Below are 20,130 nucleotides of genomic sequence, written 5' to 3' on the forward strand. Positions count from 1 at the left end.
GCGATGGTGACACATACATTCCGCGGCCCCGGGGCCGGCCTCTGGGCGCCGCGCCTGGTCACGCTGGCGCTGTGGACGCTGGCGGGGGGCGCCGCGCTGTACTGGGCGCTGGCGCTGTCGGCGCGGCCCGAGGCGCCGGTGCCGGCGGCGCTGGCGCCGGCTCCGCAGGCCGATGCGCAGGCGGTGGCGCGGCTGCTGGGCGCGGGCGCGCCCGCGGTGGTGGCGCAGACCGCCGCGCCGGCTGCGCCCAGCCGCTTCGTGCTGCAGGGCGTGCTGGCGGGCACGACCAGCGGCCACGGCGCGGCGCTGGTCAGCGTGGACGGGCAGCCGCCCAAGCCCTTCCGCGTGGGCGCCACTGTGGCGCCGGGCCTGGTGCTGCAGTCGCTGTCGCGGCGCGAGGCGCGACTGGGCCCGTCGCCGGACGGCGCCGCCACGGTGACGTTGCAGATGCCGCTGGGCAGCAGCAAGCCCTAGATTGCTTGCCCGGGTGCCGGCAGCGGCACCACCGTCCAGCCGCCAAAGGGCGGCGCGGCGGCGGGCCATTCCTGCGCCTGCGGGGCGCGGCCCGGGCCGTGGGCCAGCAGCCAGGCCACGCAGCGCGCCACGCCGGCATGGGTGATCCAGACCACGTCGCCACAGGGCAGGCGGCGGGCGTCCTGCAGCGCCTGCCAGACGCGCTCAAGCATGGCGCGCAGGGGCTCGCCGCCTCCGGGGGCGTATTCGTGCAGCTGGCTGGCCCAGGCGTCGAGGGCGGTGCGGTCGATGCCCTGCCAGCCGCGGCCTTCCCAGTGGCCGAAGTCCAGCTCCAGAAGGCGCGGTTCGGGTTTGGGTGCCAAATTGGGCCTCAGCCCTTGCAGCTCAAGCGCCAGCAGCTCACATCTTTGTAGCGGGGAGTGCCAGACGGTGATGGCCTCGGCCGGCAGGGCCTGCGCCAGCGCCCGGGCGGCGGCGCGGCTGGCGGCGGGGTCGGCAGGCAGGTCCAGCCGTCCGTAGCAGATGCCCAGCGCCACCTCGGGCTGGGCGTGGCGCACCAGCCACAGCCGGGCGGCCGTCACGCTGCCGCCCGCTGCGCCAGGGCCACGGCCGCGCCCAGGTAAAAGCCCAGCTCGGCCAGTTGCTGCGACGCGCCCAGGCAGTCGCCGGTGAAGCCGCGCAGCCGCCGCACGAAGCGCCAGTGCATCCAGGCAGCACCCATTGCGCTACCCAGCAGCGCGGTGGCGGCCACGCCCGCACCCAAAAGCCACCCCACCAGCAGCAGCGGCGGCAGGGCCCACAGGGCGGCCACGGCCAGTGCACCAGGGCTGATGCGGTCGGCCAGGGGCTTGCTCTTGGAGGTGGCGCTGTCGCCCACGTGCGGCAGTGCGCGGATGGTCAGCAGCGGCCACAGGCGCGACAGCGGGTGCGCTCCGGCCAATGCAACCAGGGGCGCCAGCAGGCCGTGGCCGCCCAGCTGGACCAGCAGCGCCAGCTTGGTCACCAGCGCCATGACCAACGCCATGGCGCCGAAGGCGCCGATGCGCGAGTCCTTCATGATCTCCAGCGCCCGCTCGGGCGTGTAGGCGCCGCCCAGGCCGTCGGCCACGTCGGCCAGGCCGTCCTCGTGAAAGCCCCCGGTCATGAGCAGCGTGGCGGCGGTGGACAGCGCCGCCGCCACCGCGCCGGCCAGCGGCCCGCCCGCCAGCGCCCGGTACACGGCCGCGTACACGCCCAGCGCCAGCAGGCCCACCAGCCAGCCCACGCCGGGGAAATGCCCGCTGCTGGCGCGCAGCAGCGCCGGGCTGTAGCCCACCCAGGCGGCCAGCCGCCCGGTGACGGGCACGCGGGTGAAGAACTGCACGGCCAGCAGGTAGTGGCGCAGGGCGTTCTTCAGCATGGTCGTGAGGTGCTATGCAAAGAGTAGCTGCCGGCGCTTGGCTGGTACGCGCTGGAGGTCGATTGGATGCTTGAAATGCCTAGGCGCCGTTGGCCTGCAGGAACAGGCGGTAGGCGGGGTTGTCCGTTTCTTCCACCCAGGGGTAGCCCAGGGTGTGCAGGAAGGCGTCGAAGGCGGCGGCCTCGTCCGGCGGCACCTGCATGCCCACCAGGATGCGGCCGTAGTCCGCGCCCTGGTTGCGGTAGTGAAACAGCGAGATGTTCCAGGTCGGCTGCATCAGGCTGAGGAACTTGAACAGCGCGCCCGGCCGCTCGGGGAAGGTGAAGCGCATCAGCCGCTCGTCGCGCGCCAGATGGGCGTGGCCGCCGACCAAGTGGCGCAGGTGCTCCTTGGCCAGTTCGTCGTGCGTCAGGTCCAGCGCGGCAAAGCCGGCCTTGTGGAAGACGCGGGCGATCTTCTCCGACTCGCCTCGGCCGTGCGTGGACAGGCCGACGAAGACGTGCGCGCGCTGCTCGTGGCTGATGCGGTAGTTGAACTCGGTCACGCTGCGCGGGCCGCCCGGCAGGGCGCCCACCACTTCGCAAAAGCGGCGGAAGGAGCCGCGCTCCTCGGGGATGGTGACGGCGAACAGGGCTTCCTTTTCCTCGCCCACGTCGGCGCGCTCGGCCACGAAGCGCAGCCGGTCGAAGTTCATGTTGGCGCCCGACAGGATGGCCGCGTAGGTCTGGCCGCGCGTCTTGTGCCGCGCCACGTAGGCCTTCAGGCCGGCCAGGGCCAGCGCGCCGGCCGGCTCGACGATGCTGCGGGTGTCGGCAAAGATGTCCTTGATGGCGGCGCACACGGCGTCCGTGTCCACGGTGACGTAGTCGTCGACCAGCTCGTGGGCGATGCGGAAGGTCTCCTCGCCCACCAGCTTGACGGCCGTGCCGTCGGAAAACAGGCCCACGTCGGCCAGCTGCACGCGCTGGTGCGCGCGGGCGGACTGCGCCATGGCGTCCGAGTCGCTCATCTGCACGCCGATGACCCGGATCTGCGGACGCACGGCCTTGATGTAGTTGGCCACGCCGGCGATCAGCCCGCCCCCGCCAATGCCGACGAACACGGCGTCCAGGTGCCCGCCCAGCTGCTGCACCTGGCGCAGGATCTCCATGGCCACCGTGCCCTGGCCGGCGATGACGTCCGGGTCGTCGAAGGGGTGGACGAAGGTCAGGCCCTGCTCGGCCTGCAGGCGGATGGCGTGCTCGTAGGCGTCGGAATAGCTGTCGCCGGCCAGCACCACCTCGCCGCCGAGGGTCTTCACCGCGTCGATCTTCACCTGCGGCGTGGTGATGGGCATGACCACCACGGCGCGCGTGCCCAGCTTGGCCGCGCTCATGGCCACGCCCTGGGCGTGGTTGCCGGCCGAGGCGCAGATCACGCCGCGCGCCAGCTGCTCGGGCGGCAGCTGGGCCATCTTGTTGTAGGCGCCGCGCAACTTGAAGCTGAACACGGGCTGTTGGTCCTCGCGCTTGAGCAGCACCTTGTTGTGCAGCCGGCGCGACAGCGCCCGCGCGGGCTGCAGGTCGGTCTCCACCGCCACGTCGTACACGCGGGCGTTGAGGATTTTTGTGAGGTAGTCGAACGGAGTCAGGGGCTGGGTCATGGCGGCAGGGGCGGATGCTGCGCCGCAGCAAGCGTGGCGCGGGCGCCCATCATAGTGGCCGCCCAGGAGGCCGGCCGAGGCAAAAAAAAGCCCCGGACGGTAAGGTCCGGGGCTGAATCCATCCTTTTGAGGAGATGGAGGAGACAAACGGTGCGGGCCGCGGCTTTCGGGTAAACCCTGCTGCAGCCGGTGCATGGGCGGATTGTAGCCCAGCTCTTGCTGCGTTGCAGCAAAATCGCGTACCGGCGGTTGCCCGCCTTTGATGGACCTCACGCTTTTTGGAGAAGACAGACATGGAATGCACCGTCAGCTGGACCGGTAGCACCGGCGCGCGCTCGGGCATGGGCTTTATCGCGGAGACCGGCAGCGGCCATGTCCTGGCGATGGACGGCGCGCCCGACGCCGCCAGGCCCGACAATGGCGGCCGCAACCTGGCGCCCCGGCCCATGGAGACTGTACTCGCCGGCACCGGCGGCTGCACCGCCTACGACGTGGTGCTCATCCTGCGCCGAGGTCGGCACGACGTGCGCGGTTGCAGCGTGCACCTGACGTCCGAGCGGGCCGAGAGCGAGCCCAAGGTGTTCACCAAGATTCACATGCACTTCACCGTGACGGGCAAGGGCCTGGCACCGGAGGCCGTGGAGCGTGCCATCGCCCTCAGCCACGAAAAGTACTGCTCGGCCAGCATCATGCTGGGCAAGACCGCGGTGATCACCACGGGCTTCGAGATTGTCGAGGCCTGACCAGCTTCTTATATGTAATGTGCTGTGCCGGTCATGACCCTGGCCGCGCCGCGCATCAGCCAGCGGGCCGGCGCCGGCAGTTCCATGGCGCCGGCCGCAAGGGCCTGGGTGGCGTGGCGTTCCTCGTCCTCCTTCATGCGCTCCACCACGGCGCGCGAGGGCAGGTCTTCGGCGGGCAGGCGTGACAGATGACCTTGCAGGTGTTCGGACACCTGGCGTTCGGTTTCCACCACGAAACCCAGGCTGGCACGGTCGCTGACGCGTGCGGCGGCCAAGCCGATGGCGAAAGCACCCGCGAACCACAGTGGATTCAGCAGGCTGGGACGGCTGCCGAGCGCATCCAACCTCTCGCGCGTCCAGGCCAGGTGGTCGGTTTCTTCCCGAGCGGCATCCATGAGGCTTCCGCGCAAGGCCTCGTCGCGTGTCACGCAGGCCTGCGCCATGTACAGGGCCTGGGCGCAGACCTCGCCCACGTGGTTGACGCGCATCAAGGCCCCGGCGAGGCGCCTGTCGGCCTCCCGCAAGGCGGCGTCCGGCAAGCCATGGGCCGGTGACGGCTGGCTGGCCGAAGGCGAAGCGAAGAGCGTGCGCAGCGCGGTATCGGCGGCGATCAAGAAACGGTCCATGGGCGAAAGGCTGTCAAAAATCTTCAACTGCGGCTTTTTCTTGCGAACTCCATCCGCTTCTTTCGTATGGTTCGGCAACAATGGAAAGTTTTTGCGACCAGAGGTGGATGTTGCGGTCCTGCAACGAAACGCCGCTTTCCGCCCGATTGTGAGGGAATTTCTTTGCGAATCCCCGGTGGCTCTGTTGCAATAGGATCAGCTTCCCCACCAGGAGGTTGGCCCGGGGACACGGTGGCTGCACGTGAGCTGCGTCCGCACGCGTCCTCCCGATCCGGGGCCCTCTGTTTAAACCTTGGAGTAACACGCAATGAAAAAATCTCTGATTGCCCTGGCCGTGCTGGCCGCTTCCGGCGCCGCGATGGCACAGTCTTCCGTGACGCTGTTCGGTATCGTTGACACCAACGTTAGCTACGTGACCAACGCTAACGCAGCAGGCGACAACAAGTACGGCCTGGGTACCAGCGGCAATGCAACGAGCCGTCTGGGCTTTCGCGGCGTGGAAGATCTGGGCGGTGGCCTCAAGGCCGGCTTCTGGCTCGAAGGCGAAATCTTTGGCGACGATGGCAATGCCTCCGGCGTCAACTTCCGTCGCCGTTCCACGCTCAGCCTGATGGGCGGCTTCGGTGAAGTGCGTCTGGGTCGTGACCTGGTGCCTTCCTACACCAAGGTCAGCTCGTACGACGTCTTCGGCCAGGTTGGTATTGGCCAATTCATGGGCTGGAGCGCTTGGGGTCAGACAGCTACGCCTGACGCGAACGGCTTCCGTCAAGACAATATGCTGGCTTACTACACCCCCAACTTTGGCGGGTTCACGGCAGGCCTGGCCTATGGCTTTGATGAGCAGACCTCCGGTCACAATGGCCGTTACATGGGTGGTTTTGCCGCCTATGACAACGGTCCTCTGAGCGTCACGGTCGCCCTGGACCGCCGCGACATCGCCTACGGCGCAGCGCTGGCTGACGGCAACAAGGACATGTTCTCCGTGGGCGCTTCGTACGATCTGGGCATGGCCAAGATCAGCGCCCTGGCTCAGCAAAGCCGTTTCCAGGACATCCCCGGCGCTAGCGATCGCAAGATCAACAGCTACATGATTGGTGCTGCCGCTCCCGTGGGCGCCGGTCAGGTTCGTCTGCAGTACGCTCTGTACGACCAGAAGTTCATCGATTCCAAGGCTCACCAGCTGAGCCTGGGTTATGTGCACAACCTGTCCAAGCGTACGGCTGTGTACGGCACGGTGGCTTACCTGAAGAACAATGACGCTTCCAGCCTGGCACTGGGTGCCAAGGGCCTGGGCAACATCACTCCTGCCGCTGGTGAGAACCAGACTGGTGTGCAGGTCGGTATCCGTCACTCCTTCTAAGCAACAGCTGGCATTCGCCAGCTTTGCAAAAGGAAAGAAAGCCGCTGCCTTCGGGCAGCGGCTTTTTGTTTTTTCTTGATCTCTGATGTAACAAAAGCCTAGGGAAAACTCCTGTGGCTGGAATGCGATCCAGGCTTGTCCGCAAGAAGTGCTTTTTGAAGAATGGAACTTCCCCTACCCTTTGAAGAAAGACTTCTAAAATGGCCTCCTTCGTCAAGAAAACCCTGGCGCTTGCTGTGCTTGCAGCGTCTGCACCGGCTCTTTACGCCCAAACCAGCACCAGCAAGGTTCAGCTGTGGGGCATCGTGGACGCGGCCGTGCGCCACACTAACAATGAGGGGCCGGGCCAGGACGGCAAGACCCAGCTCATGGGCGGCGGCATGTCGCAAAGCCGCTGGGGCATCAACGTCGAAGAGGACCTGGGCGGCGGCAGCAAGGCGCTTGTGGTGCTGGAAAACCGCCTCAATGCTGACGATGGGTCCGTCTCCACGCCGTTCTTCCAATTGGCGCACGTGGGCTTGCAGGGGCCTTATGGCCGCATCACCGCCGGCCGCCAGTGGAACGTACTGTTCGACGTAGTGACCAGTACCTACGCATCTTTCCCCTACTCGCCCTACATGGAAGCTTACAAGCCCGAGCTGGGCATGGCCATGGGCGCGCGCACTAGTAATGCGTTGAAGTACACGTTCGCCACGCCTGACCGCAGCTTCGTCGGTTCGCTGCAATATTCGTTTGACGAAAAAAATGATTCAAGGGCGATTGACGCTATTACACCGAGCGGCGCTACGCCCGAAGCTCTCAACGCTTACGCAAATAACCTGAGGAATGCGATTGCTGCACAGACCGCAAGCACCCTGCAAGGTGGCGCCTTCAAGACCATGGGCGGCTATCTGCGCTACGCAGCCAGCGGCGCAGCGGTAGGCGCAGGGTATATGCGCACCACTCTGCCGGGAGGCACGGATGTCGACGCCTACACCTTAGGCGGCTCGTATCGCACCGGTCCCTGGTATTTTTCTACAGGCTATGGCCTGAATAAAGCCAAATTCACCGCGACCGCCAACCCCTTGTCCGTGCAAGCGCGCCGTAACGCCCTGGATGGTGCCATCCTGGGCCAGTTCTGGTCCGGTCAGACGAATGGAGGCTTCCAGCCGGGCGATGCAAACAAGCGCCAACTGTTCAAGATCGGCGTGGGCTATCAGGTCACCTCTCAGCTCAACGTGGGCATGCACTACTTCCGCGGCAAGCAGTCGGGCTCTGCCACTGGCACTTACAACGGAAACGCCAACTTCTACGTGGCCGTTGCGGACTATGCTTTCAGCAAGCGCACCGATGCCTATTTCGGTGTGGACCACACCAGTATCAGCGGCGGCAGCGAGATTAAGCTGGATCAGGCCAGCGGCGCCCGCAATCGCACCGGCATTACAGTCGGCCTGCGTCACCGCTTCTAATCTGACGCCTTCGTTCGCGCATGCGTCAGCCATGCGCGGATGGCCGTAGGCAAGACCCCCTTTGGGGGTTTTGCTTTTTTCTGCTGTTGATTTACGTCAGCGGCCACCCGCATATTTGCCGCCCGCTCCGACCCGGTGCTTTCCCTATGCCCGGGTCGGCTGCGGCATGCGGCATAGTTCAGTTTTCACATTCTGAAGGGTTCTCCAATGCAGCTCAAAAGGTTGCTTCTTTCCATGCTGGCGGCCAGCGCTCTGACCGTGGTGCCCGCCGTGCACGCCAAGACCTTCAAGTGGGCCAGCCAGGGCGAAATCTCCACCTGGGACATCCATTCGCAAAACAACGCACTGCAAAACGGCATCCATGCATACGTGTATGAGAGCCTGGTCTACTACAACAGCAAGACGTTCGAGGTGGAGCCCCAGCTGGCCACGGCGTGGACCAACGTCAGCCCCACCCAGATGCGCATCACGCTGCGCCAGGGCGTGAAGTTCCATGACGGCTCGGCGTTCACCGCGGACGATGCGGTGTACTCCATCCAGCGCGCAATGGCCAAGACGTCCAACTATGGCCCGTTCGTGCAGGGCATCGACCGCGTGGCCAAGGTGGATGCCGGCACCATCGACATCTTCCTGAAGGGGCCCAACCCCGTGCTGCTGCGCCAGCTGACCGAGCTGCGCATGATGAGCAAGGCTTGGGCCGAGAAGAACCGCTCCGTCGAGCCCAAGGACATCAAGGGCACGGATGAGAACTTCGCCCATCGCAACGCCATGGGCACCGGCCCCTTCACGCTTGAATCCTGGCAGCCGGATGTGCGCATGGTGCTGAAGCGCAACCCCAACTGGTGGGGCACGATGGCCAGCAACGTGACCGAGATCGTCTACACGCCGATCAAGTCGGGCGCCACGCGCATTGCTGCGCTACTGTCGGGCGAGGTGGACATGGTGCTCGACCCGGCGCCCCAGGATCTGCAGCGCCTGCGCAGCAGCGCCGACCTGAAGGTCATCGACGGGCTGGAGAACCGCACGCTGTTCCTGGGCATGGACCAGTTCCGCGACGAACTGGTGGGCTCCAGCGTGAAGGGCAAGAACCCGCTCAAGGACGTGCGCGTGCGCAAGGCCCTGTACCAGGCCATCGACGTCAACGCCCTCACGCGCAACATTCTGCGCGGCTTGGGCAAGCCCGCCGGCACGCTGGTGGCGCCCCAGGTGGCCGGCTGGTCCGAAACCGTGGGCAAGCGCTTCCCCTATGACGTGGAGGCCTCCAAGAAGCTGCTGGCCGAGGCTGGCTACGGCGACGGCTTCGAGGTCGATTTCGCCTGCCCCAACAACCGCTACATCAGCGACGAGGCCATCTGCCAGGCCATCACCGCCATGTGGGCGCGCGTGGGCGTGAAGGCCAGGCTGCGCACGCTGCCCACGGTGAACTATTTCCCCATGATCCAGCGCAGCGAAGCCAGCATCTACTTGCTGGGCTGGGGCGTGCCGACGTTCGACGGCCTGTACAGCCTGCAGTCGCTGGTGCGCAGCGTGGGCACGGGCGGCGACGGCAACTACAACGTCGGCAAGTACAGCAACGAGCGCATGGACTATCTGGTCGACCGCATCAAGGTCGAAACCGACGCGCCGGTGCGCGCGCGCATGATGACCGAGGCGCTGCAGCTGTCCAACGACACCGTCTCGCACATCCCGCTGTACGACCAGGTCATCCCCTGGGCGATGAAGAAGAACGTGGACTTGGTGCACCGCGCCGACAACCGTGTGGACATCCGCACGGTGAAGATCAACTGATCTTTTTCCCGGCTGAACGCCGCCGTCGCGCGGCCGGTGCGCCAAACGCCCGGCCGCGCTGTGCCTTTGCCGGCCGGGCCTTTTCGGCCTGCTAGCATGCGCCACTCTTTTCAGGCCGCCCGACCCGAATGCTTGCCTTCATACTCCGCCGCCTTGTGCAGGCCGTGATCGTCATGGTCACCGTGGCTTTCATCTCCTTCATGCTGTTCCAGTTCGTGGGCGACCCGGTCGTCTTCATGCTGGGGCAGGACGCCACGCCCGAGCAGATCGCCGAGATGCGCGCCGCCCTGGGCCTGGACAAGCCCTTCATCGTGCAGTTCTGGCAGTTCCTGGTGAACGCCGCGCAGGGCGACTTCGGTCTGTCGCTGCGCCAGGGTGCCAAGGTCTCGCGCCTGATCGCCGAGCGCTTCCCCGCCACGCTGGAGCTGGCCCTGGTGGCCGCCGCCATCGCTCTGCTGGTGGGCGTGCCCATGGGCGTGTATGCGGCCTTGAAGCGCGGCACCTTCACCAGCCAGGTGTTCATGACGCTGTCGCTGCTGGGCGTGTCGCTGCCCACCTTCCTGATCGGCATCCTGCTGATCCTGGTGTTCTCGGTGACGCTGGGCTGGTTCCCCAGTTACGGCCGGGGCGAGGTCACGCAGCTGGGCTGGTGGAGCACGGGCCTGCTCAGCGCCAAGGGCTGGCACCACCTGGTGCTGCCGGCCATCACGCTGGCGATCTTCCAGCTCACTCTGATCATGCGCCTGGTGCGCGCCGAGATGCTGGAGGTGCTGCGCACCGACTACATCAAGTTCGCCCGTGCGCGCGGCCTGACCGACCGGGCCATCCACTTCGGCCATGCGCTGAAGAACACGCTGGTGCCCGTGATGACCATCACCGGCCTGCAGATCGGCGGCCTGATCGCCTTTGCCATCATCACCGAGACCGTGTTCCAGTGGCCCGGCATGGGCCTGCTGTTCATCCAGGCCGTGACGTTCGCCGACATCCCCGTCATGGCCGCCTACCTGTGCCTGATCGCGCTGATCTTCGTCATCATCAACCTGGTGGTGGATCTGCTGTACTTCGTCGTGGACCCGCGCCTGCGCGTGTCCGGCAAGGGGCATTGAGGCCATGCAGCAACCAGCCCAGCGCTACAAGGCGGGCGGACGCGCATTCGCCCACATCGCCCAGTTCCACCCCGAGCTCACGGCCCTGCGGCGCGACCTGCACGCCCACCCGGAGATCGGCTTCGAAGAGGTCTACACCGGCGCGCGCGTGCGCGAAGCCCTGCGCGCCTGCGGCGTGGACGAGGTACACGAGGGCATCGGCAAGACCGGCCTGGTGGGCGTCATCCACGGCCGCGGGCGCGGCAGCGGCGCCATGATCGGCCTGCGCGCCGACATGGACGCGCTGCCCATGACCGAGCACAACGACTTCCCCTGGCGCTCGGCCAAAAGCGGCCTGATGCACGGCTGCGGCCATGACGGCCACACCGCCATGCTGGTGGGTGCGGCGCGCTACCTGGCGGCCACGCGGCAGTTCGACGGCACGGCCGTGCTGATCTTCCAGCCGGGCGAGGAGGGCCTGGGCGGCGCGCGCGTGATGATCGAGGACGGCCTGTTCGAGCGCTGGCCCGTGCAGGCCGTCTATGCCATGCACAACTGGCCGGCCATGCGGCCCGGCACCGTCGGCATCAACGACGGCCCCATGATGGCCGCCGCCGACCGCATCACCATCGAGATCACCGGCCGCGGCGGCCATGGTGCACACCCCTACCAGACGGTGGACGTGGTGCTGGTGGCGGCCCAAATCATCACGGCGGTGCAGAGCATCGTCGCGCGCAACGTGCGGCCGCTGGACAGCGCCGTCGTCAGCCTGTGCGCCATGCAGGCCGGCGACCTGGGTGCTTTCAGCGTGCTGCCCGGCACGGCCACGCTGGTGGGCACCGTGCGCGCGTTCGATCCGGCCGTGCAGGACATGCTGGAGCGGCGCATCAAGGAGCTGTGCAGCGCCGTCGCCCTCGGCTTTGGCGCCAGCGCCACCGTGCGCTACGAGCGCATCTACCCCGCCACCATCAACACCGAAGGCGAGGCGCGCTTCGCTGGCGACGTGGCGGCCAGCCTGCTGGGCGCCGAGAACGTGGTGCGCGACCTGGAGCCCAGCATGGGTGCGGAGGATTTCTCCTTCATGCTGCAGGCCCGGCCCGGCGCCTACCTGCGCCTGGGGCAGGGCATGGGCGCGGGCCACAGCCTGCTGCACAGCAGCCGCTATGACTTCAACGACGACATCCTGCCGCTGGGCGCCGCGCTGCACGCCAGCCTGGTGGAGCAGGCCATGCCGCTGGCCGGGGCGCTGTAGGCAGCCGGGTAGGCACCATCGAAGATGGCAGTCAATTTCAAGCAAAAAACGGCTCTAGCCCTTGTCCAGCAAGCGGCAGCAGCTATTAAATCAGTAGTAAATGGCAAGACTTGGCGCCAGCGCACCGCGCACCGCCACGGTTTGTCTCTCGCGGGCACGCATCCATGAAACAAACCCTTTTGCGCTGGTACGACAGCGACGTCGCGCACAGCTTCCGAACCTCGCCCGTGGCCATGCTCGCCGCGGCCATCGCCCTGGTGTGCGTGGTCTGCGCGCTGTTCGCCGGCTGGGTGGCGCCGCACAACCCCTTCGACCTGGCCACGCTGGAGCTGGGCGACGCGCGCCTGCCGCCCGCCTGGCAGGAGGGCGGCGGCACCAAGTACCTGCTGGGCACGGACGACCAGGGCCGCGACATCCTGTCCGCGCTGATCTACGGCGCGCGCATCTCGCTCATCGTCGGCCTGGCCTCGGTGCTGCTGTCGGTGGTGGTGGGTGTGGGCCTGGGCCTGTGGGCGGGCTTCCAGGGCGGCTGGGTCGACGCGGTGCTGATGCGCCTGTGCGACGTGATGCTGTCCTTCCCTGCCATCCTGATCGCCCTTTTGATCGCCGGCGTGGGCCGGGCGGTGTTCCCCAATGCGCCCGAGTCGCTGGCCTTCGGCGTGCTGATTTTGTCCATCTCGCTGACCGGCTGGGTGCAGTACGCGCGCACCGTGCGCGGCAGCACGCTGGTGGAGCGCAACAAGGAATACGTGCAGGCCGCGCGCGTCACCGGCGTGGGCCCGCTGTCCATCATGCGCCGTCACGTGCTGCCCAACGTGCTGGGCCCGGTCATGGTGCTGGCCACCATCCAGGTGGCCACGGCCATCATCACCGAGGCCACGCTGTCCTTCCTGGGCGTGGGCGCGCCGCCCACCTCGCCGTCGCTGGGCACGCTGATCCGCATCGGCAACGACTACCTGTTCTCGGGCGAGTGGTGGATCACCGTCTTCCCCGGCGTCATGCTGGTGCTGATCGCCCTGTCGGTGAACCTGCTGGGCGACTGGCTGCGGGATGCCCTCAACCCCCGTCTGCGCTAACCACAGGGCGACCGCCATGTCTTTACTTGAAGTCCAAAACCTCGTCGTCGAATTCCCGGGCCGCCGCGGCACGCTGCGGGCGCTGGACAACGTCAGCTTTTCCATCGCGCCGGGCGAGATCCTGGGCGTGGTGGGCGAGTCCGGCGCCGGCAAGTCGCTGACCGGCGCGTCCATCATCGGCCTGCTGGAGCCGCCGGGCCATATCGCCAGCGGGCAGATCCTGCTGGAGGGCCAGCGCATCGACAACTTGGCCGCGGAACAGATGCGCCACGTGCGCGGGCGGCGCATCGGCGCCATCTTCCAGGACCCGCTGACTTCGCTGAACCCGCTGTACACCGTGGGCCAGCAGCTCATCGAGACCATCCGCACCCACCTGCCGGTGAGCGCGGCGGAGGCGCGCCAGCGCGCCATCGGGCTGCTGAAAGACACCGGCATCCCCGCGGCCGAGCAGCGCATCGACCACTACCCGCACCAGTTCTCCGGCGGCATGCGCCAGCGCGTGGTGATCGCCCTGGCCCTGGCCGCCGAGCCCCAGCTCATCGTGGCCGACGAGCCCACCACGGCGCTGGACGTGTCCATCCAGGCGCAGATCATTCAGCTGCTCAAGAGCATCTGCAAGACGCGCGGCGCCGCCGTCATGCTGATCACGCACGACATGGGCGTGATCGCCGAGACCTGCGACCGCGTGGCCGTCATGTACGCCGGCCGCGTGGCCGAGATCGGCCCGGTGGACGAGGTCATCAACCGCCCGGCCCACCCCTACACGGCCGGGCTGATGGCCTCCATCCCCGACATGGACAGCGAGCGCGAGCGGCTGAACCAGATCGACGGCGCCATGCCGCGCCTGAACGCCATCCCGCGCGGCTGCGCCTTCAACCCGCGCTGCCCGCGCGTCTTCGACCGCTGCCGCGTCGAGCGGCCCGACCTGATGCCCGCCGGCGCCACCCAGGCGGCGTGCTGGCTGCACGCCCCGGCACGCAAGGAGGCCGCATGAACAACAGCTACAGCAACAACCTCGGCCCGCTGAAGGCCGCGCTGCCCCTGCTGGGCGAGCGTGCCGGCCTGGCCGAGCCCGGCAACGCCGGCGCCGCTGCTTCGCCCGCGGGCGGGCAGGGCGCCGGCCAGCCGCTGGTGCGCGCGCACGACCTGGCGCGCACCTTCGACGTCTCCCCGCCGTGGCTGAACCGCGTGCTGGAGCGCAAGCCGCGCCTGCTGCTGCACGCTGTCGACGGCGTCAGCTTCGAGATCGAGCGTGGCAAGACGCTGGCCCTGGTGGGCGAATCCGGCTGCGGCAAGAGCACGGTGGCGCGGCTGCTGGTGGGCCTGTACGAGCCCACGCGCGGCGGTTTCACTTTCGACGGGCAGGATGCGCACGCTGCCTTCAAGGGCGGCAACGCCAAGGCCATGCGCCGGCGCATCCAGATGATCTTCCAGGACCCCTACGCCAGCCTGAACCCGCGCTGGCTGGTGCGCGACATCGTGGGCGAGCCGCTGCGCGAGCACGGCATCCTGAAGACCAAGGCCGAGCTGTCCGAACGCGTGGGCCAGCTGCTGCAGTCCGTGGGCCTGTCGCCGCTGGACATGGCCAAGTACCCGCACCAGTTCTCGGGTGGGCAGCGCCAGCGCATCTCGATTGCCCGCGCCCTGGCCACCGAGCCCGAGTTCCTGGTCTGCGACGAGCCCACCAGCGCGCTGGACGTGTCGGTGCAGGCGCAGGTGCTCAACATCATGAAGGACCTGCAGCGCAAGCAGGGCCTCACGTACCTGTTCATCAGCCACAACCTGGCCGTGGTGCGCCACGTGAGCGACCAGGTCGGCGTGATGTACCTGGGCCGCCTGGTGGAGCTGGCCGACAAGCCGCGCCTGTTCGCCCAGCCGCGCCATCCCTACACCCGCATGCTGCTGGACGCCATCCCCAAGATGCACGACACCGGCCGCGCGCGCACGCCCGTGCAGGGCGAGGTGCCCAACCCGCTCAACCCGCCCAGCGGCTGCGCCTTCAACCCGCGCTGCCCGTTCGCCAACGACCGCTGCCGCGTCGAGCGCCCGCAGCTGCTGGACGACGGCTTGGGCACGCGCGTGGCCTGCCACGGCGTGGAGGAAGGGCGCATTCCCTTGAGCGTGGTGCCGGGCTGACGGCTGTGCGATAAAGGCCGTTGCCCTTCTTTCACCCCAGCCTCTTTGCGAAAGGAACCGCCATGGCCGCCACCTTCACCCTCACCAGCCCCGACATTGCCGCCGGCAGCAGCATCGACGCGCGCTTCGAGTTTGACGACTTCGGCTGCGGCGGCGACAACCGCTCGCCCGTGCTGGCCTGGAGCGGCGCGCCCGAGGGCACGAAGAGCTTCGCCGTCACCGTCTATGACCCGGATGCGCCCACCGGCTCGGGCTTCTGGCACTGGTACGTGATCGACCTGCCGGGCGGCACCACGGAGCTGGCCGCGAACGCCGGCGCCAAGGGCGGCGCAAACCTGCCGGCGGGCGCACGCCACATCCGCAACGACTACGGCCAGTACGCCTGGGGCGGCATGTGCCCGCCGCCGGGCGACAAGCCGCACCGCTACATCTTCACGGTGCACGCGCTGTCGGTGGAGCGCATCGACGTGCCCGACGACGCCCCGGCGGCGCTGGCCGGCTTCAACGTCAACGCGCACACGCTGGCCAAGGCCAGCTTCACGGCGACCTACGGTCGGTGATATGAAAAAGTGAGCTGGCCGCGCAGGCTGCGCCTGGGTTTGCGCATGAAAAATGCCTGAAACCCAGTACTAAAAAGCGCAAATAGCTCCTTATTTGGTAGCGTCGCGGCCGCGCCGCTTTGGCCGCGGCGCCGTGAGGTGCGTGCGCACCGTCGCCAATATCTCATCCGACAGCGCAGCGTCCGCCGGTGCGGTTGCTCGCGCCAGCACCAGCGCGCCCACCAGCGTGGCCAGCGTGAACACCGCATCGGTGCGCTGCGCCGGGCTTGGCTTCTGGCCCGGCGCCAGGCCGTGCGCCAGGGCGGCAAAACGGGTGATGTTGCCCTTCACGCCCTGCGTGAAGGCCTCTGCCACGCCGCCGCCCGCGCGCCCCACGTCCACCGCCAGCGCAGCCACGGGGCAGCCTTCCCCCGGCTGGTCGCGGTGTGCGGCAGACAGATAGGCCTGCACGAACGCCGGCCGCGCCTGGTCTGGCGAGGCGCGCTGCAGCGCGTCCTGCAGCACAGCCTTGGGCAGCTCGAACGCGCTTGCGCAGGCCTCGCGCACCAGCGCGTCCTTGGACTCGAAATGCCGGTACAGCCCGCCGTGCGTCAGCCCGGCGCCGCGCGTCACCTCGGCCACGCCCACGCCGGCCAGCCCGTGCTCGCGGTACAGCCGGGCAGCGGCCTCCAGGATGTCCTGCCGGTTCTGCGCGGCCTGCGCCTTGGACACTTTCATGCAACGGCTCCATTGATTGCTTGCATCATCAAAACCTATTTATGATGATGCGCGTCATCATAAACGCCGGAAGCGGCAGGGATTCGCCATGGACAACAGCACGAGCGCAGGCGCCAGCCGCCGCGTGGTCATCACCGGCATGGGACTGGTTTCGCCGCTGGGGCGCGGCGTGGAGCGCTGCTGGCAGCGGCTGCGCGCCGGCGCCTCGGGCCTGGTGCGGCTGCCGCCGGAGCTGGCGCCCGACGTGCCGGGCCAGGTCGCCGGCCTGGTCCCCAGCCTGGCGCAGGACGCCGAGGGCGGCTGGGACGAGGGCGCCGTGGCGCCACCCAAGGAGCTGCGCAAGATGGATCGCTTCATCCCCCTGGCGCTGGACGCCGCCGCGCAGGCCCTGGCCCAGGCCGGCTGGCCGCCTGCGGACGAGCGCGCAAGAGAGCGCACGGCCTGCGTCATCGGCTCAGGCATCGGCGGCTTCGGCGCCATCGTCCAGGCCGTGCGCACCACCGACAGCCGGGGCGCGGGACGCTTGTCGCCCTTCACCGTGCCGTCCTTCCTGGCCAACCTGGCGGCGGGGCACGTGTCGATCCGCCATGGCCTGAAAGGGCCGCTGGGCGCGCCCGTCACGGCCTGCGCGGCCAGCGTGCAGGCGCTGGGCGATGGGCTGCGGCTGATCCGCTCGGGCGAGGCCGACGTGGCCCTGTGCGGCGGCACCGAGGCGGCCATCGACCGCGTGAGCCTGGGCGCCTTCGCCGCGGCCAAGGCGCTGTCCACCGGCTACAACGACCGCCCGCGCGAGGCCTCGCGCCCGTTCGACGCCGGCCGCGACGGTTTCGTGATGGGCGAGGGCGCGGGCGCGCTGGTGCTCGAATCGCTGGAGCACGCCTTGGCGCGCGGCGCCGTGCCGCTGGCCGAGGTGGCGGGCTACGGCACTTCGGCCGACGCCTTCCACATCACCGCCGGCCCCGAGGACGGCGACGGCGCGCGCCGCAGCATGGCGCAGGCGCTGGCCATGGCCGGTGTGCTACCGACCCAGGTGCAGTACCTGAACGCGCACGCCACCTCCACGCCGGTAGGCGACCGGGGCGAGCTGGCGGCGATCCGCAGCCTGTTCGGCACGGACGGCGGCCTGGCCGTCAGCTCCACCAAGTCCGCCACCGGCCACCTGCTGGGCGCGGCGGGTGCGGTGGCCGCCATCTTCACCGTGCTGGCGCTGCGCGACCAAGTGGCGCCGGCCACGCTGAACCTGGAGCAGTCCGACCCGCTGGCCCGCGGCATCGACTTGGTGGCCGGCAGCGCGCGGCCCATGGCCATGGATTTGGCGCTGGTCAACGGCTTCGGCTTCGGCGGGGTGAACGCGTCGCTGCTGCTGCGCCGCGTCTAGGCTTCAGGTATAGCGCTTGGCGCGCAGGTTGTTCTTCATCTGCTGCAGCACGGGCTGCAGCGGCTCGCCAATGGACAGCGCCACGCGCGTGGCCAGCACGTCGATGATGAGCAGGTGCAACAGGCGCGAGACCATGGGGCTGTAGCGGTCGTAGCCCTCGGGGTGGTCGGCGGCCAGGTGGATCTGGCAGCTGTGCGCCAGGGGCGAGCCGCTGGCGGTGATGGCGATCGTGGTGGCGCCGCGCTTGCGGGCGATGTCGGCCGCGTCCATCAGGTCGCGCGTGCGCCCGGAGTTGCTGATGATGACGGCGCAGTCGCCGGGCTGCAGCAGCGTGGCGCTCATGACCTGCATGTGGCCGTCGCTGGTGGACAGGCTGGTGATGCCGAGGCGAAAGAACTTGTGCTGCGCGTCCTGCGCCACGATGCCGGAGTTGCCCGCGCCGTAGAACTCGATGCGCCGCCCGGTCTGCCAGGTGGCGGCGATCGCCTCCGCCGCGCGGTCCAGCGCCTGCACGCTGGCCGCGTTGCGGTACTGCAAAAAGGCGGCCACGGCGTTGTCCACCACCTTGACCAGCACGTCCGAGGTCTTGTCGTCGGCGTCCACGCTGCGGTGGATGAAGGGCACGCCCTCGCTCACGCTGCCGGCCAGCTTCAGCTTGAAGTCCGCCAGCCCGTCGTAGCCCATGCTGCGGCAAAAGCGCACCACCGTGGGCTTGCTGACCTGCGCCCGCGCTGCCAGCTCGCGCACCGGCAGCCGGGCGAAGGCGCGCGCGTCCGCCAGCACCAGCCGCGCCACGCGCTGCTCGGCGGGCGCGAGCGAGGGCAGCGAGGCGGTGATGCGGTCTAGCATTCCTCTATCCAAGTGTTGCCGTCGCGCGCCACCAGAGCGCTGGCGGCGCCCGGGCCCCAGGTGCCGGCGGCATACAGGCGCGGTCCTTCACCGCGCGCGTCCTGCTCCTGCCAGGACTGCATGATGGGCTCCACCCAGCGCCACGCGGCCTCCTGTTCGTCGGCGCGCACGAACAGGTTCAGCCGCCCGGCGATCACGTCCAGCAGCAGCCGCTCGTAGGCACCTACGCGCCGGGAGCCGAAGCGCTGCTCGAAGTCCAGGTCCAGCTGCACGGGGGTGAGGCCCGGCGCCTCGGCCAGGGCCTGGGCGCCGCGTGTTTCGCTGGCCGCGGCGAACAGGTGCAGCGCCAGCCCGTCGCGCGGCTGCAGGTGGATCACCAGGCGGTTGGCGCCGCACACCAGCGGCGTGGGGTAGATGGCGTGCGGCGTGGGCCGCAGGTGGATGGCGATGTGCGCCTCGCGCGCGGCCAGGCGCTTGCCGGTGCGGATGTAGAACGGCACACCGGCCCAGCGCCAGTTGGCGATCTGCGTGCGCAGGGCGACGAAGGTCTCGGTGTGGCTGGCCGGGGCCACGCCGTCCTCTTCGCGGTAGCCGGGCACGCGCTGGCCGGCGAGCGAGCCGGCGGCGTACTGGCCGCGCACCACGTCCTGCGCCAGGGTGGTGGGCGTCCAGGGGCTGAGCGAGCGCAGCACCTTCAGCTTTTCGTCGCGGATGGCGTCGGCGTGGGCGTTGATGGGCGGCTCCATGGCAATGGCGCACAGCAGCTGCAGTGCGTGGTTCTGCACCATGTCGCGCAGCGCGCCGGTGCCGTCGTAGAAGGCGCCACGCGCCTCCACGCCCAGTTGCTCGGCGATGGTGATCTCGATGCTGGCAATCGTCTCGCGCCGCCACCAGGGCTCGAACAGCGCGTTGCCGAAGCGCAGCGCCAGCAGGTTCTGCACCGAGGGCTTGCCCAGGTAGTGGTCGATGCGAAAGATCTGCCCTTCATCGAACACGCGGCGCACGGCGGCGTTGATGGCGCGGTTGGACTGCAGGTCGTGGCCCAGGGGCTTTTCCAGCACCACGCGGGTCTGTGGCGTGGCCAGGCCGGCGGCACCCAGCTGCTCGCAGGCCACGGTGAACAGCTGCGGCGCGGTGGCCAGGTACATGACCACCACGTCAGCGTTGCGCTCGGCCAGGCGGCTTTTCAGCTGCTGGTAGTCGTCCGGCTGGGTCAGGTCCATGCGCTGGTAGTGCAGCAGCTGCGCAAAGCGCTGGAATTCCTCGCCCGTGGGCTGCTTGTCGTCCTCCACGCCCTCGAAGCGGCTGCGGATGAGGGCGCGGTATTCGTCGTCCGTCAGGCTGTCGCGTGCCACGCCGATGATGCGTCCGCCCTGCGGCAGCGAGCCGTGGCGGTATGCCTGCGCCAGCGCCGGCAGCAGCTTGCGCCAGGCCAGGTCGCCCGTGCCGCCAAAGAGAACCAGGTCAAAGCTCATGGCGGCAGATGTTATCGAGTTTCATGCGCGGCGCCGGCCGACAGGCGCCGCCCCCCGGGGCGCATACACTGCCTGCGCTTTTGTCCGGGCCTGCCAGCCGAGCGGCCCTGTTCACGTTAGAG

At 68.5% G+C, this 20,130-nt stretch carries 20 protein-coding genes; 13 read left to right on the forward strand and 7 right to left on the reverse strand.

Going from position 1 to position 20,130, the window contains the following annotated elements; genetic code table 11:
• The first annotated feature begins 3 nt into the window (after nucleotides 1-3).
• Nucleotides 4-474: a type II secretion system protein N gene (locus RT282_RS03720; RefSeq protein ID WP_313311844.1), complete on the forward strand. Its 471-nt coding sequence runs from the start codon at nucleotides 4-6 to the stop codon at nucleotides 472-474.
• On the opposite strand, the gene RT282_RS03725 is transcribed toward RT282_RS03720, so the two are convergent.
• From RT282_RS03725 to ilvA, 3 genes are all read right to left on the reverse strand, one after another.
• The gene (locus RT282_RS03725) at nucleotides 471-1,055 is read right to left on the reverse strand and encodes a histidine phosphatase family protein (RefSeq protein WP_313311847.1); all 585 of its coding nucleotides are present in this window, start codon (nucleotides 1,053-1,055) and stop codon (nucleotides 471-473) included. The two genes, RT282_RS03720 and RT282_RS03725, sit on opposite strands and share 4 nt — an antisense overlap.
• Nucleotides 1,052-1,873, reverse strand: a complete 822-nt coding sequence (locus RT282_RS03730; protein ID WP_313311849.1) for an adenosylcobinamide-GDP ribazoletransferase — start codon at nucleotides 1,871-1,873, stop codon at nucleotides 1,052-1,054. Before RT282_RS03730 ends, RT282_RS03725 begins: the two co-directional genes overlap by 4 nt.
• A gap of 79 nt (nucleotides 1,874-1,952) precedes the next feature.
• Nucleotides 1,953-3,515 carry a threonine ammonia-lyase, biosynthetic gene (ilvA, locus tag RT282_RS03735; RefSeq protein ID WP_313311851.1) on the reverse strand — a complete coding sequence of 521 codons (1,563 nt, stop codon included), beginning with the start codon at nucleotides 3,513-3,515 and terminating at the stop codon, nucleotides 1,953-1,955.
• 293 nt (nucleotides 3,516-3,808) lie between these two features.
• Here ilvA and RT282_RS03740 point away from each other — a divergent pair, with 293 nt between their 5' ends.
• Nucleotides 3,809-4,258, forward strand: a complete 450-nt coding sequence (locus RT282_RS03740) for an OsmC family protein (RefSeq protein WP_312307362.1) — start codon at nucleotides 3,809-3,811, stop codon at nucleotides 4,256-4,258.
• Between the two features lie 8 nt (nucleotides 4,259-4,266).
• Here RT282_RS03740 and coq7 read toward each other — a convergent pair whose 3' ends face one another.
• Entirely contained in the window at nucleotides 4,267-4,851 is a 585-nt protein-coding gene (gene coq7, locus RT282_RS03745; protein ID WP_313312613.1) for a 2-polyprenyl-3-methyl-6-methoxy-1,4-benzoquinone monooxygenase, read from the reverse strand.
• Here coq7 and RT282_RS03750 point away from each other — a divergent pair.
• The 10 genes from RT282_RS03750 to RT282_RS03795 all read left to right on the forward strand — a co-directional run bounded on the left by RT282_RS03750 (nucleotide 4,736) and on the right by RT282_RS03795 (nucleotide 15,589).
• Nucleotides 4,736-5,077: a hypothetical protein gene (locus RT282_RS03750; protein WP_313312655.1), complete on the forward strand. Its 342-nt coding sequence runs from the start codon at nucleotides 4,736-4,738 to the stop codon at nucleotides 5,075-5,077. The two genes, coq7 and RT282_RS03750, sit on opposite strands and share 116 nt — an antisense overlap.
• A 114-nt stretch (nucleotides 5,078-5,191) precedes the next feature.
• Nucleotides 5,192-6,244, forward strand: a complete 1,053-nt coding sequence (locus tag RT282_RS03755) for a porin (RefSeq protein ID WP_313311854.1) — start codon at nucleotides 5,192-5,194, stop codon at nucleotides 6,242-6,244.
• A gap of 200 nt (nucleotides 6,245-6,444) precedes the next feature.
• Nucleotides 6,445-7,692 (forward strand): porin, encoded by a 1,248-nt coding sequence (locus tag RT282_RS03760; protein ID WP_312307206.1) that lies wholly within the window; start codon nucleotides 6,445-6,447, stop codon nucleotides 7,690-7,692.
• 207 nt (nucleotides 7,693-7,899) lie between these two features.
• Nucleotides 7,900-9,480 (forward strand): ABC transporter substrate-binding protein, encoded by a 1,581-nt coding sequence (locus RT282_RS03765; RefSeq protein WP_313311857.1) that lies wholly within the window; start codon nucleotides 7,900-7,902, stop codon nucleotides 9,478-9,480.
• Between the two features lie 128 nt (nucleotides 9,481-9,608).
• Entirely contained in the window at nucleotides 9,609-10,586 is a 978-nt protein-coding gene (locus tag RT282_RS03770; RefSeq protein ID WP_312307204.1) for an ABC transporter permease, read from the forward strand.
• 4 nt (nucleotides 10,587-10,590) lie between these two features.
• Nucleotides 10,591-11,817 carry a M20 aminoacylase family protein gene (locus RT282_RS03775; protein WP_313311865.1) on the forward strand — a complete coding sequence of 409 codons (1,227 nt, stop codon included), beginning with the start codon at nucleotides 10,591-10,593 and terminating at the stop codon, nucleotides 11,815-11,817.
• A gap of 164 nt (nucleotides 11,818-11,981) precedes the next feature.
• A complete protein-coding gene (locus RT282_RS03780; RefSeq protein ID WP_312756619.1) occupies nucleotides 11,982-12,893 on the forward strand; it encodes an ABC transporter permease in 912 nt (303 codons plus the stop codon).
• Nucleotides 12,894-12,909: 16 nt separating this feature from the next.
• Nucleotides 12,910-13,887 carry an ABC transporter ATP-binding protein gene (locus RT282_RS03785; RefSeq protein WP_313311870.1) on the forward strand — a complete coding sequence of 326 codons (978 nt, stop codon included), beginning with the start codon at nucleotides 12,910-12,912 and terminating at the stop codon, nucleotides 13,885-13,887.
• A 137-nt stretch (nucleotides 13,888-14,024) separates the two neighbouring features.
• Entirely contained in the window at nucleotides 14,025-15,029 is a 1,005-nt protein-coding gene (locus tag RT282_RS03790) for an oligopeptide/dipeptide ABC transporter ATP-binding protein (RefSeq protein WP_313081716.1), read from the forward strand.
• A gap of 62 nt (nucleotides 15,030-15,091) precedes the next feature.
• Nucleotides 15,092-15,589 (forward strand): YbhB/YbcL family Raf kinase inhibitor-like protein, encoded by a 498-nt coding sequence (locus RT282_RS03795; RefSeq protein WP_313311875.1) that lies wholly within the window; start codon nucleotides 15,092-15,094, stop codon nucleotides 15,587-15,589.
• A gap of 90 nt (nucleotides 15,590-15,679) precedes the next feature.
• Here RT282_RS03795 and RT282_RS03800 read toward each other — a convergent pair whose 3' ends face one another.
• Nucleotides 15,680-16,306, reverse strand: coding sequence for a TetR/AcrR family transcriptional regulator (locus RT282_RS03800; protein WP_313311878.1), 627 nt, complete (start codon nucleotides 16,304-16,306; stop codon nucleotides 15,680-15,682).
• 88 nt (nucleotides 16,307-16,394) lie between these two features.
• On the opposite strand from RT282_RS03800, the gene fabF reads away from it, so the two are divergent.
• Complete coding sequence (fabF, locus tag RT282_RS03805) at nucleotides 16,395-17,684, forward strand: beta-ketoacyl-ACP synthase II (RefSeq protein WP_313311881.1); 1,290 nt, start codon at nucleotides 16,395-16,397, stop codon at nucleotides 17,682-17,684.
• 3 nt (nucleotides 17,685-17,687) lie between these two features.
• Here fabF and RT282_RS03810 read toward each other — a convergent pair whose 3' ends face one another.
• A complete protein-coding gene (locus tag RT282_RS03810) occupies nucleotides 17,688-18,533 on the reverse strand; it encodes an SIS domain-containing protein (RefSeq protein ID WP_312756609.1) in 846 nt (281 codons plus the stop codon).
• Nucleotides 18,527-20,008, reverse strand: a complete 1,482-nt coding sequence (zwf, locus tag RT282_RS03815) for a glucose-6-phosphate dehydrogenase (RefSeq protein ID WP_313311885.1) — start codon at nucleotides 20,006-20,008, stop codon at nucleotides 18,527-18,529. The genes RT282_RS03810 and zwf overlap by 7 nt, the downstream gene beginning before the upstream one ends.
• Between the last annotated feature and the right edge of the window lie 122 nt (nucleotides 20,009-20,130).

This window comes from Pulveribacter sp., from assembly GCF_032079985.1.
Lineage (GTDB): Bacteria > Pseudomonadota > Gammaproteobacteria > Burkholderiales > Burkholderiaceae_C > Melaminivora.